Here is a 12,157-nt window from a genome sequence, read left to right as displayed (position 1 = left end):
ACCACGGCAACCGCAGCGACCATCACGCCCGTTCGAGCACGGCCATTTCCCGCACGACCACGAGCAGCACCGCGAGGCTCGCGCCGCCAGACGCGCGCAGGTCCGCGAGCAGGTGCTCGTAGCGCACGAGCGCGGCTTCGCGGCGCGCGCGCCATGCGCCGACGATCGTCTCCGGCGTAGTCGAATCCGGCGATTCCGCGAGTGCGCTCGACGCCAGCGTGCGCTTGAGGCGCGCGACTTCCGCGAGCGCGGCCGCGCGCGCCAGCATGTCCCAGTGTGTCGGCGTCGGCAGCGTCGCCGCGCGCTCGCCGATCCAGCTGTAGTTAAGCAGCGTGCCGAGCGAGAAATAGACGCCCGCGACGAGTTCGAGACTGCGGTTGCTGGTCGCGGCCACTTCGGCGATGTCGAGCAGCGCGGCCGAGATGTCGCCGCTTGCGACGCGCACCGCGAGCGCGCTGTCGACACCGGCTTCGACCAGCACGCGCTGCCGCTCGGACAGCGCCTCGAGATCGTCGGCCGGCAGCAGCGACGGCAGTTGCGGCGCGAGCCGCTCCGCCGCGTCGCGGCAGCGCGCGATCAGCTCGGTGACGCCACCATCGGCCACCGCGCCGGACTGCAGATGCCGCAGGAACCACAGCGCCGCGCGTTCCAGCAGCCGCGCGACGTCGACGAACATGCGCGCCTGCACGTCGTCGGCGACGCGGTTGTCGAGCGCGTCGATATCACGCCACACCGCATCGAGGTCGAACACGTCGCGCGCCATGATGCACGCCCGCACGATGTCGCCGGGTTTCGCGTCGGTCTCCTCCATCAGCCGGTGCACGAACGCGCAGCCGACGCGGTTCACGAGCGCGTTGGTCAGGTGCGTCGCGAGGATCTCGCGGCGCAGCGGATGGCGGCGCATCGGTTCGCTGAAGCGCTGCTGCAGCGGCTTCGGGAAGTAGTCGACGAGCATCGCGGCCACCAGCGGATCCTCGGGCACGTCGGATTCGAGCAGCGCGTCGTACAGCCACATCTTGCTGTACGCGAGCAGCACCGCGCGTTCCGGCGACGTGAGGCCGAGCTTCGCGGCCTGCCGTTCGGCGACTTCGTCGTCGGTCGGCAGGAATTCGATCACGCGGTTCAGGCGGCCCGCGCGTTCGAGCCAGCGCATCAGGCGCGCTTCGGCATCGAGCAGCTCGACCGCGTAGCGGCCGGCGATCGACAACGCCTGCGTCTGGTAGTAGTTGTCGCGCAGCACGAGCAGCCCGACTTCGTCGGTCATCTCCGCGAGCAGCGCGTTGCGCTGCTTCTCGGTCATCTCGCCGTCGGACACGACGAGCCCGAGCAGGATCTTGATGTTGACTTCGTGATCCGAACAATCGACGCCGGCCGAGTTGTCGATCGCATCGGTGTTGATGCGGCCGCCGCGCTGCGCGAACTCGATCCGGCCGAACTGCGTGCAGCCGAGGTTGCCGCCTTCGCCGACCACCTTGCAGCGCAGGTCCGCGCCGTTCACGCGCACCGCGTCGTTCGCGCGGTCGCCGACCTGCAGGTGGGTTTCGCGCGCGGCCTTCACGTAGGTGCCGATTCCGCCGTTGTACAGCAGGTCGACCGGCGCCTGCAGGATCGCGCGGATCAGCTCGGCCGGCGGCAGCGCATGCGCGTCGATGCCGAGCGCGGCCTGCACGGCCGGCGACAGCGGGATCGTCTTCGCGGTGCGCGGGTAGACGCCGCCGCCCGACGAGATCGATGCCGGATCGTAGTCGGCCCAGCTCGAGCGTTCGAGCGCGAACATGCGCGCGCGCTCGGCGAAGCTCGTCGCGGGATCGGGGTTCGGATCGAGGAACACGTGCCGGTGATCGAACGCGGCGACCAGCCGGATATGCGGCGACAGCAGCATCCCGTTGCCGAACACGTCGCCGGACATGTCGCCGACGCCGACCACCGTGAAATCGGTCGTCTGCGTATCGATGCCCATCTCGCGGAAGTGCCGCTTCACCGATTCCCACGCGCCGCGCGCGGTGATCGCCATCTTCTTGTGGTCGTAGCCGACCGAGCCGCCGGATGCAAACGCGTCGTCGAGCCAGAAGCCGTATTCGTGCGAGATCGCGTTCGCGTAGTCGGAGAAGGTGGCCGTGCCCTTGTCGGCGGCGACGACCAGATACGGGTCATCCGGATCGTGACGCACGACGTCGGGCGGCGGCACGATCGCGTTGCCGACGAGGTTGTCGGTCAGGTCGAGCAGGCCGCGCAGGAAGGTCTGGTAGCACGCGATGCCTTCGCGCATCCACGCTTCGCGATCGCTCGGCGGCGGCGGGTTCTTCACGACGAAGCCGCCTTTCGAGCCGACCGGCACGATCACGACGTTCTTCACCATCTGCGCCTTCATCAGCCCGAGCACTTCGGTGCGGAAATCCTCGCGTCGATCCGACCAGCGCAGGCCGCCGCGCGCGACGCGCCCGCCGCGCAGGTGCACGCCCTCGACACGCGGCGAATACACCCAGATCTCGAACATCGGCTTCGGTTCGGGCAGGCCCGGCACTTTCGCCGGATTGAACTTGAACGACAGGTACGGCTTCGGTTCGCCGTTCGCGTCGGCGAGGAAGTAGTTCGTGCGCTCGGTCGCGTTGATCACGCCGAGGAACTGGCGCAGGATGCGGTCCTCGTCGAGGTTCGGCACCTGGTCGAGCGCGCCTTCGATCGCCTTCAGCCGCCGCTCGGCCTGCACGTCGCGCGTGTCGCCGGTGGCCGGGTCGAAACGCAGCAGGAACAGCTCGACGAGCTGCCGCGCGATCGCCGGGTTGCCGGTCAGCGCGCGCTCGATATACGCGTCGCTGAAGGTCGAGCCGACTTGCCGCAGGTACTTCGCATACGCGCGCAGGATCGTCACTTCGCGTGCGCTCAGGTGGGCGCGCAGCACGAGGCGGTTGAAATCGTCGTTCTCGATCCGGCCGCTCCAGATCTGGTCGAACGCATCCTCGAACAGGCCCTTCACGCGCTCGATGTCGAATTCGGTGTCGTCGGCGAGCTCGAGGCCGAAGTCGTGTACCCATGCATGCGCGGCGTCCTGCGTCTGGATCCGGTACGGCCGCTCCTCGTCGACGCGCACGCCGAGATGCTCGAGCATCGGCAGGCTGCGCGACAGCGCGATCGGGTCGCCCGCGCGATAGACCTTGAAGCGGAACGCGCGCGCGTCGGCCTCGATCGGCCGGTACAGGTTCATCGCGAGCTGCCCCGAATCCTTCACGCGCTCGATCAGCTCGATGTCGCGCACGGCCGTGCGCGCCGGATAGTCGTCGCGATAGCCGGCCGGGAACGAATCGGCATAGCGCTGCAGCAGGCGGTTGCCTTGCTCTTCGCCGAAGGCGTCGAGCAGCGCGTCGGCGAGGTCGTCCTGCCAGCGGCGCGTGACCTGCACGAGCCGCGTTTCGAGCTCGCGCGTGTCGACGTCGGGCATCGTGCCCGGTTCCGCGTGCACGACGAAATGAATGCGCGCGATCGCCGATTCCGACAGCAGCGGCGTGAACTCGACGTTCACGCCGTTGTACGCGTCGATGAGCAGCTTCGCGATGCGCCGGCGCAGGTCGGTGTTGTACTTGTCGCGCGGCACGAACACGAGGCACGACACGAAGCGGTCGAAGCGGTCGCGCCGCACGAACAGGCGCGTGCGCTGATGTTCCTGCAGCCGCAGGATGCCGAGCGCGATGTCGTAGAGCTGGTCTTCGTCGGCCTGGAACAGCTCGTCGCGCGGGTAGGTTTCGAGCACCGTCACGAGCGACTTGCCGAGGTGCCCCTTCGGCAGGAAGCCCGCGCGCCGCACGATGTTCGCGCATTTGCGGCGCACGATCGGGATCTCGGCGCTCGACACCATGTAGGCGGTCGACGTGTAGAGCCCGATGAAGCGGCGCTCGCCCGCGACCTTGCCGTCGGGGCCGACGAGCTTCACGCCGACGTAGTCGAGATAGCCGGGCCGGTGCACGGTCGCGCGCGAGTTCGCCTTGGTCAGGAAGATCGGCCAGGCGCCGGTGATGATGTCGGCGGCGGCCTGCGGCAGCGGCGTGACGTCGGGCGCGCCCGACGTGCGCAGCGATTCGCGCAGGATGCCGAAGCCGGTGCCTTCGATGCCGCGCAGCCCGAAGCCCGTGCCGTCCGATACCAGCGCGTAGTCGCGCTGGCCGAGGAACGTGAAGTGATCGGCGGCCATCCATTCGAGGAAGGCGCGCGCCTCGATGTCTTCCGCGGTCGATTCGCGCGCCTTCATTTCCTTGATCGTCGCGCGCGCGATCTCGACGATCTTCGGCCAGTCTTCCACCGACGCGCGCACGTCGCCGAGCACGTGCGCGATGTCGTTGCGCAACGTGTTGAGCAGCGCGGCATCGCCGCAGCGATCGACTTCGAAATGGATGAACGACGCGAGCTGCGACTGGCCGTCGCCGGGTGTCGCGCCGCCCGCGTCGACGCGCTCGATGCCGCCGTCGCGCCCGCGCCAGATGCGGAATACCGGGTGCAACGCCGAATGCAGCGCGAGCCCGAGGCGGTTGACGGCCATCGACACCGAGTCGACGAGGAACGGCATGTCGTCGTTGACGATCTCGATGACCGTGTGATCGGAATGCCAGCCGTGCTGTTCGAGGATCGGGTTGTACACGCGCAGCCGCTCGCTGCCGGGCACGAATTTCTGGGCGGTCTGCCAGTGCGCCATCGCGGCGCCGTAGAGATCGGCGATGCTGCGGCTTTGCAGATCGTCGGCATCGACGAAATCGTAGTAGTGACGCAGGAAGGGTTCGACGATCCGGAACGTGGCTTCGGGCAGGCGCCCGCGCGCGAATTCGACGACGTCCGAGAGCAGGTGTGCGACGACTTCCTCGTTCTTCGCTTCCATGGCGGTCTCCTCGTCGGGTGGCCATCGGCTGCTGCGTCTGTCCGGCATTATGCGCCGATTGCGTGACAAAGCGATGTGCGGGCGCACAACGAGGGGCGGCTGGAGGAGGCCGCGTGCAGCGCCCGTCGCGGGCGCTGCAGCGTGTGTATCAGGGCGGGGCAGGCAGCGCCGAAGCGACGCCGCTTTTGACGCTCAGCGCTCGTCGCTCCACAGCTTGCCAGCGGTCGCCCAGTTCTCCTTCTTCACGTCGGTGAGGATGATGTCGACCGAGCCCGGCTCGCAGCCGAGCGTCTCGCACGTGACGCGCGTGATGGCTTCGACGAATGCGCGCTTCTGGTCGACGGTGCGGCCTTCGAAGAGCTGGATATTGAAAGTCGGCATGACGGAGTGCTCCGATTGGTTGGGATGAATGAAGCGTTGGGCGCCGGCGGCGTCAGTCGCGATACGTCGGATCGATCCGGTCGAGCCGGCGCAGCAGCGCCGGCCATTCCAGTTCGCCTTCGATCGCGCCGCCGTCGCGCAGCTGTTCGGCGGTTCGGTCGGCGACGGCCGGGTCGGGCAGCACGAGCGGCCCGCCGCCGGCCTGCGCGCGCACCTGGATATCGCACGCCTTGATCAGCGTGTCCATCAGCACATAGGCTTCGGCCACGGTGCGGCCGACCGTCAGCGTGCCGTGGTTGCGCAGCAGCATCGCGGATTTCGCGCCGAGGCTCGCGGTCAGCCGCGCGCCTTCGGCCGGCGAGAACGCGAGCGCCTCGTAGTCGTGGTACGCGAGGTCGCCATGAAACCGCAGCGCGTGCTGCGACACGGGCAGCAGCCCGTCGCGCTGGATCGACACGGCGATGCCGGCCGTATTGTGCAGATGCATCACGCACACCGCGTCGGCGCGCGCGGCATGCACGGCCGCGTGCAGCGCGAAGCCCGTCACGTTGACCGCATGCTCGCTGTCGCCGATCCGGTTGCCGGCCAGGTCGATCTTCACGAGATTCGACGCGCGGACTTCGTCGAACGTGAGGCCGAACGGGTTGATCAGGAAGTGGCCGGGCTCGCCGGGCACGGTCGCGGACAGGTGCGTGTAGATCAGGTCGTCCCAGCCGTTCAGCGCGACGAGCCGGTACGCGGCGGCGAGGTCGACGCGCATCCGGCGTTCGGCGTCCGAGATCGGGCCGCCGGGTTTCACGGCATCAGGACGGTGTGCGAATGACGACATCGGGTTCTCCGAAGGTGAAGCGGCGCGTGACGATCACCGTGACCCACGACGCGAGCGCGAACGGGGCCGTGAATGCGGGAATGCCGGCGCGCGTCGCGAGCCACTGGATCAGCGCGGCGAGTGCGGCGGCCGCGAGCGCCGCGCGCGGGCCGCGCGGCATCAGCGCGAGTGCGGCGAGCGCGCCGTTGAAGCCGAGCAGGCCGTCGGCGAACGAAGCGCCGCTGGCGCCGAGCGCGACCAGCAGCACGGTCGACACCAGTGCGCCGCCGAGTGCGAATGCGGCCGCGCGGCGGGACGCGACGGCAAGGCCGGTGACGATCAGCGCGCCGGCCCATGCGCCTTGCGCGAAAGTGGTCTGCGCGATGCCCGAGAGCAGCGCGTCGGCCGCGGATGAAAACGTCAGCGCGGGGCCGGCCGTCGCGCCGCCTGCCTGCTGCAATGCGACAAACGGAAACCATAGCGCGGTAACGACGAGGCACGGGCTCGAATACGGACACTGCCGCCAGCGCGCCAGCGGCACGCGCATCGCGCGCTGCACGAGTGCCGCGCCGATCGAGGCCAGCGGCACCAGTACGATGGCCGCGAATTGATGGGGCGCGAACAGCACGGCGATCAGCGCGGCGAGCGCGCCGTTGAAGCCGTGCAGCCCCTGTTCGACGTCGCGGCGCTCGGCGCCCGTCAGCACGGCCGTCATGCTGGCGGCGGCCGAGCCGACCAGCGCCGCGCTCGCGAGCCGCAGGTCGGTCAGCGCCAGAGCCGCGAGCAGCAGCGCGCCGGTGAGCGCATTCGCCTGCAGCACGATCTGCCCGATGCCGCGCAGCAGGATACGCAGGTCGATCGACGGCGGGACGGGGCGGGCGGTAGGCATGATGGCGGCGGAACAGGACGAGCCGCGAGCATAGGACACAATCCGATGCACCGGAATAGGGAATTCTGGATAGTCAGGATTTGTGGTTGATGCCCCGAAACGGTGAATCCGGATATCGATTCGCGCCCGAACGCAGCGCCGTTGGCACGTTCGGCCGAGCGGCCCGCTCGGGACTCGAATCCTGGCGGTGACCGGCACTTTCGTCGGGCGATTCGTGCGACGATGCCTCGCATCGGGAATACCGGGAGGCGGAGAGATGCGTGATGTGCGTTGGGCGTCGCTCGAAGGCGACGGGGTCGAACATCTGACGTTCGACCGGAGCGGCGGCGGGATCGTCGTCGAAAGCGCGGTGGTCGGCCAGCGGTATGGCCGTGCGTACGGGCTCGCGTATCGCGTCGAGTGCGACGCGCACTGGCGCGTGACCTATGCGGTGCTCAAGGTGATGGGCGGCGGCACGCTCGAATTGCGCGGCGACGGCGCCGGCCACTGGCGCGACGGCTCGGGCCGCGCACTGCCGGAACTCGACGGTTGCATCGACATCGACATCGCGGCGACGCCGTTCACGAATTCGCTGCCGATCGGCCGCCTCGGGCTCGCGCGCGGTGAGCGGCGGCCGATCGACGTCGCGTACATCTCGACGCCGGACCTGAAGGTCACGCCGGTCAAGCAGGCCTACGCGTGCCTCGAGCCGGGCCGGCGCTATCGCTACGAAGGAATCTTCCGCGACTTCACGGCCGAGATGGAGATCGACGACGACGGGCTCGTCATCGATTACGAGACGCTGTTCAGGCGCCTGCCGGCGCCGGTGCCCGCTGTGCGCTGAACCCGGGTCGCGACCGGGGCGAGCGCCGGCCGCTCCTGCGCGGACGCGAAGCGGTCGATCCGCGACGCGATCAGGTCGGGGTGGCGCAGCACGATCCAGTGCGTGCCGTCGATTTCCTCGCGCACGTGGTCGCCGAGCCAGCGGTCGAGGTCGACCGACATCTCGGGCGTCACGTAGCGGTCGCGCACCGGCACCAGGATCTGCACGGGCGCCTGCGCATACCGCTCGCGCGGCTTGCGGGCCCGTGCGATGAAGTTCGCGCGGTACAGCTGCAGCCCGTTCAGCGCGTTCTTCAGTTGCACGGGATCGCGCTCCGCCCGCACGCGCTCGGTGAGCTGCAGCCAGCGCGGCCACAGTGCCGCGCCGCCGAGCCGCCACACCAGCGACGGCACGAGCGGCAGGTGGAAGAACGCGATGTACCACGACTTCAGGCTTTGCTTGAGCCGCATCTTCGCGCGGAACACGTGATCGAGGCACGGGCCCGAGATCGACGTGTACGACGCGATCCGGCCGCGGAACGCGGGGTCGGTCACGGCCTCCCAGCACTGGATCGACCCCCAGTCGTGGCCGACGAGATGGAACGGCCGGCCGCCACAGGTCGCGTCGGCCACCGCCTTCAGGTCGGCGGCGAGCCGCTCGAGCGTGTAGTCGGCCCGGCGGCGCGGCGCATCGGACGCACCGGCGCCGCGCACGTCGTACGCGATCACGCGGTAGCGCTTCGCGAGCCGCGCCCGGATCGGCGCCCACACGGCCGCCGAATCGGGATACCCATGCACGAGGATCAGCGGCGGGGCGCGACGCGACCCGCTTAAGTAGACGGCGAGTTTCACGTCGCCGGACTGGACGGTCAGCATCTCGTGGGCGCGCGCCATGGCGTCATGCCTGCGGAACCGGGTGCAGCGGCACGCGGCGCGGGGCGGCTTGCGCGGCGTAGCGCGCGTTGGTCGCGTCGATGTTCTCGAGCAGCGTATCGAGCTCCTGCAGGTACTGATGGTTGTCGTGGTCCCACGGGTGGAAGCCCGGGCGGAAGTAGTCGAGCCATTCGCGCGCGATGCTCGGGAACACGCCGTGCCTGGGGCCGTACAGGTACTTCACGAGGCGCCACATGCCGCCGAACTTGCCGTGCTCGCGACGGTGCGCGCGCATCAGGCGCACGTGGAAGTCGAACACGATGGCCCAGAAGAACACGGTCGTCGTCAGCATCGTGCCGGTGCGCAGCAGGTAGCTGCCGAGGCCCGGCTTCATCACGGTGCGCCACACGTCGTACGACACCGCCTTGTGTTCGGTTTCCTCCATCGCGTGCCACATCCACATCTGCTGGTAGCCTTCGACCGAGCCGTCGATGCGGTGCTCGTGGCCCGACAGCAGCTGGTTCGCGAGGATCGCCGTGTAGTGCTCGAGCGCGATCGTGATCGCGAGCTGCATCGAATGCGGCAGCACCTTCTTGAACCAGCCGAGGATCGTCCACAGGCGCTTGTCGAGCTTGTGCGCGGGCAGGCCCGACGCCTGCAGCAGGTCGTTGTATTCGATGTGCTCGCGCGTGTGCATCGCTTCCTGGCCGATGAAACCGAGCACCTGCTTCTTCAGTTCGGGGTCCTCGATCTGGTCGCGATAGTTGCGCACCGAATCCATGAAGAAGCGTTCGCCGGCCGGGAACAGCAGCGACAGCGCGTTCATGAAGTGCGTGACCGGTACGCCCTGCACGTGCCAGTCGCGCGCGCGTTCGGGGGGCAGCGCGAAACGGATGTCGCGCCGCACGGGCATCATGTTCGGGGTCGTCATGATTGTTCTCCTCCCTGGTTGCCTGCATTGTTGTAGGTGGCGTGCAGCGGCGCGGCCGCCGGCGTGCCGCGCGCGGCGCGGCGGGCCTTCGCGGCCTCGCGGCGCGTCGCGAGCACGACGAGCGCCTGGTACGCGGCGGGCAGGATGCGTGCCATCCAGTCCGCGCCCTTCGCGTCGCGGCCGATCAGCACGCGGCGCTTGTTCTTGCGCACGCCGGCGAGGATCGTGCGCGCGGCGTCGTCGGCGGTCGTGATGAAGAACTTCTCGAAGCTGTCCTTGCCTTGCTGTTCGCTCTCGACGATGAAGCCGACCATGTTCTTCGCGACGCGGCTCGATTGCGCGATGTTCGTGCGGATGCCGCCCGGATGCACGCAGGTCGCCGACACGCCGCACTTCATCATGTCGAGTTCCTGGCGCAGCGATTCGGTGAAGCCGCGCACCGCGAACTTGGTTGCGTTGTAGCCGCTCATGCCCGGCTGCGCGAAGATCCCGAAGATGCTCGACGTGTTGATCACGTGGCCGTCGCCCGAGGCCTTCAGGTGCGGCAGGAACGCCTTCGTGCCGTGCACGACGCCCCAGAAGTTGATGTTCACGATCCACTCGAGATCGCTGTATTCCATCCCTTCGATCGTGCTCGACAGCGCGACGCCCGCGTTGTTGAAGATCAGGTTGACCTTGCCGTGTTCCTTCACGGTGTCGTCGGCCCACGCGAACATCGCGTCACGGTCGCCGACGTCCAGCACGCGCGTCGACACGCGCACGTTCGGCGCGATCGCGCGGACGATCCGTTCGGTTTCAGCGAGGCCGACGCCGTTCTTGTCGGCGAGCGCGACGTGGCAGCCGGCCTGCGCGAGCTGGATCGCGAGCGAGCGGCCCATGCCCGAGCCGGCACCCGTGATCGCGGCGACCTTGTTGGCGAAATCTCTCATGTCGGTGGCTCCTTGTCTGGCTCAGGCCGCTTCGGCGGACGGGGAAGTCGAAGCGGAAGCGGCGGGCGCGGCGGCGGGCCGCGCGGCCGTGTCGTGTTGCGGCGCGCGATACGCGTGGTAGTCGGCGATCGAGAAGTGCGCGGTCGCCTGGCGGAAGCGCCACGTGAAGCCCGGCCACAGCGTCGTGTTCTTGCCGGTGCGCGGATCGAGGTACCAGCTCTTGCAGCCGCCCGTCGACCAGATCGCCTTCTTGAGCTTGCCTTGCAGGTCGCTGTTGAACTGCGCCTCGACGAGCGGGCGCACCTCGAGCGCGTCTGCCCGTTCGCGGCGCATCGCCTGCAGTGCGCCGAGGATGTACTCGATCTGCGACTCGATCATGAACACCATCGAGTTGTGGCCGAGGCCCGTGTTCGGGCCGACGATCATGAAGAAGTTCGGGTAGCCGGGCAGCGTCGAGCCGAGATACGCGTGCGCGCCGTCGCGCCATGCGTCGACGATGTCGAGCCCGCCGCGGCCGATGATCGCGCCGCGCGGATACGGATCGGCCACCTGGAAGCCGGTGCCGTAGATCAGGCAGTCGACTTCATGACGCTTGCCGTCGGTCGTCACGACCGCGTCGGCTTCGATGTGGTCGATGCCGGTCGTGATCACGTCGACGTTCTTGCGCGACAGTGCCGGGTAGTAGTCATTCGAGATCAGCACGCGCTTGCAGCCGAGCGTGTAGTTCGGCGTGACGGTCTTGCGCAGCGCCGGATCGGGAATCTGCTTGCGGATGTGGCGCAGCGCGAGCTTCTGCACGTTCTTCATCAGCGACGGATGGATCGCGAAGCCGAGCACGCGCGATTCGAGCATCCAGTAGATGCTGCTGCGCACGACCTTCTGCGTGAACGGCAGCGTGCGGAACAGCCATTTCTCGAACCCGGTCAGGTTGCGGTCGGGCTTCGGCATGATCCACGGCGGCGTGCGCTGGAACAGCGCGAGCGCCTTCACGCGCGGCGCGATCTGCGGCACGAACTGGATCGCGCTCGCGCCGGTGCCGATCACCGCGACGCGCTTGCCTTCGAGCGCGTAGTCGTGATCCCACTGCTGCGAGTGGAACGCGCGGCCCTTGAAGTTCTCGACGCCGGGAATCGACGGCAGCGCGGCGCGCGACAGCCCGCCCATCCCCGATACCAGCACGCGCGCGGACAGCCGCTTGCCGTTCGCGAACGTGAGGCGCCAGCGTTGCGCGGCTTCGTCGTATTCGGCGCGCTGCAGCTCATGGTTCAGGCGCAGGTGCGGGCCGACGCCGAAGCGCTGCACGCAGTCTTCCAGATAGGCGCGGATTTCCGGCTGCGGCGCGAACATGCGCGTCCAGCGCGGGTTCGGCGCGAACGAGAACGAATAGACGTGCGATTGCACGTCGCATGCACACCCGGGGTAATGATTGTCGCGCCACGTGCCGCCGACCGACGCGGCCTTCTCGAGGACGACGAAGTCGGTCACGCCTGTTTGACGCAGGCGGATCGCCATCCCGAGGCCGGCGAAGCCGGTGCCGATGATGGCGATGTCGATGGTTTCGTCCAGGCCGTCGTGGCCGGGCGGACCGAAAGGCAACGTGCGAGCATTCATCCGGGTGTCTCCGATTTGGCTCATTTTAGAATGTTACATTGTTTGATGTAACGATAGTGGGTGAACCCGG

At 68.4% G+C, this 12,157-nt stretch carries 9 protein-coding genes; 1 reads left to right on the top strand and 8 read right to left on the bottom strand.

Features of this window, described 5'->3' with window-relative positions:
- Positions 1 to 22: 22 nt before the first annotated feature.
- From CFB39_RS26975 to CFB39_RS26960, 4 genes are all read right to left on the bottom strand, one after another.
- Entirely contained in the window at positions 23 to 4,864 is a 4,842-nt protein-coding gene (locus CFB39_RS26975) for an NAD-glutamate dehydrogenase (protein ID WP_089475127.1), read from the bottom strand.
- Between the two features lie 192 nt (positions 4,865 to 5,056).
- Positions 5,057 to 5,245, bottom strand: coding sequence for a 4-oxalocrotonate tautomerase (locus CFB39_RS26970; protein WP_039344138.1), 189 nt, complete (start codon positions 5,243 to 5,245; stop codon positions 5,057 to 5,059).
- A 52-nt stretch (positions 5,246 to 5,297) separates the two neighbouring features.
- On the bottom strand, positions 5,298 to 6,074 hold the full coding sequence (locus tag CFB39_RS26965) for a class II aldolase/adducin family protein (protein WP_089475126.1): 777 nt from the start codon (positions 6,072 to 6,074) through the stop codon (positions 5,298 to 5,300).
- Positions 6,049 to 6,942: an urea transporter gene (locus CFB39_RS26960; RefSeq protein WP_089475125.1), complete on the bottom strand. Its 894-nt coding sequence runs from the start codon at positions 6,940 to 6,942 to the stop codon at positions 6,049 to 6,051. Before CFB39_RS26960 ends, CFB39_RS26965 begins: the two co-directional genes overlap by 26 nt.
- Positions 6,943 to 7,198: 256 nt before the next feature.
- Here CFB39_RS26960 and CFB39_RS26955 point away from each other — a divergent pair, with 256 nt between their 5' ends.
- Complete coding sequence (locus CFB39_RS26955; protein ID WP_089475124.1) at positions 7,199 to 7,765, top strand: putative glycolipid-binding domain-containing protein; 567 nt, start codon at positions 7,199 to 7,201, stop codon at positions 7,763 to 7,765.
- Here the strand turns inward: CFB39_RS26955 and CFB39_RS26950 are convergent.
- The 4 genes from CFB39_RS26950 to CFB39_RS26935 are packed head-to-tail and all read right to left on the bottom strand — an operon-like array spanning position 7,714 to position 12,087.
- Positions 7,714 to 8,637, bottom strand: a complete 924-nt coding sequence (locus tag CFB39_RS26950; protein ID WP_089475123.1) for an alpha/beta fold hydrolase — start codon at positions 8,635 to 8,637, stop codon at positions 7,714 to 7,716. The genes CFB39_RS26955 and CFB39_RS26950 overlap by 52 nt on opposite strands.
- Positions 8,638 to 8,641: 4 nt before the next feature.
- On the bottom strand, positions 8,642 to 9,547 hold the full coding sequence (locus CFB39_RS26945) for a metal-dependent hydrolase (protein WP_089475122.1): 906 nt from the start codon (positions 9,545 to 9,547) through the stop codon (positions 8,642 to 8,644).
- Positions 9,544 to 10,476, bottom strand: a complete 933-nt coding sequence (locus CFB39_RS26940) for an SDR family oxidoreductase (protein WP_089475121.1) — start codon at positions 10,474 to 10,476, stop codon at positions 9,544 to 9,546. Before CFB39_RS26940 ends, CFB39_RS26945 begins: the two co-directional genes overlap by 4 nt.
- Positions 10,477 to 10,497: 21 nt before the next feature.
- Positions 10,498 to 12,087 (bottom strand): NAD(P)/FAD-dependent oxidoreductase, encoded by a 1,590-nt coding sequence (locus CFB39_RS26935; protein WP_089475120.1) that lies wholly within the window; start codon positions 12,085 to 12,087, stop codon positions 10,498 to 10,500.
- Between the last annotated feature and the right edge of the window lie 70 nt (positions 12,088 to 12,157).

Origin of the sequence: Burkholderia sp. AU6039 (assembly GCF_002223365.1) — a bacterium.
GTDB lineage: Bacteria > Pseudomonadota > Gammaproteobacteria > Burkholderiales > Burkholderiaceae > Burkholderia.
Note: the sequence above shows the minus strand (reverse complement) of the source record. Positions and strands in the feature narration are given on the sequence as shown.

Excerpts from the sequence above, each read along its gene's own strand:
- CFB39_RS26975 (WP_089475127.1), bottom strand. The coding sequence starts at position 4,864 with ATGGAAGCGAAGAACGAGGAAGTCGTCGCACACCTGCTCTCGGACGTC.
- CFB39_RS26970 (WP_039344138.1), bottom strand. The coding sequence starts at position 5,245 with ATGCCGACTTTCAATATCCAGCTCTTCGAAGGCCGCACCGTCGACCAG.
- CFB39_RS26965 (WP_089475126.1), bottom strand. The coding sequence starts at position 6,074 with ATGTCGTCATTCGCACACCGTCCTGATGCCGTGAAACCCGGCGGCCCG.
- CFB39_RS26960 (WP_089475125.1), bottom strand. The coding sequence starts at position 6,942 with ATGCCTACCGCCCGCCCCGTCCCGCCGTCGATCGACCTGCGTATCCTG.
- CFB39_RS26955 (WP_089475124.1), top strand. The coding sequence starts at position 7,199 with ATGCGTGATGTGCGTTGGGCGTCGCTCGAAGGCGACGGGGTCGAACAT.
- CFB39_RS26950 (WP_089475123.1), bottom strand. The coding sequence starts at position 8,637 with ATGGCGCGCGCCCACGAGATGCTGACCGTCCAGTCCGGCGACGTGAAA.
- CFB39_RS26945 (WP_089475122.1), bottom strand. The coding sequence starts at position 9,547 with ATGACGACCCCGAACATGATGCCCGTGCGGCGCGACATCCGTTTCGCG.
- CFB39_RS26940 (WP_089475121.1), bottom strand. The coding sequence starts at position 10,476 with ATGAGAGATTTCGCCAACAAGGTCGCCGCGATCACGGGTGCCGGCTCG.
- CFB39_RS26935 (WP_089475120.1), bottom strand. The coding sequence starts at position 12,087 with ATGAATGCTCGCACGTTGCCTTTCGGTCCGCCCGGCCACGACGGCCTG.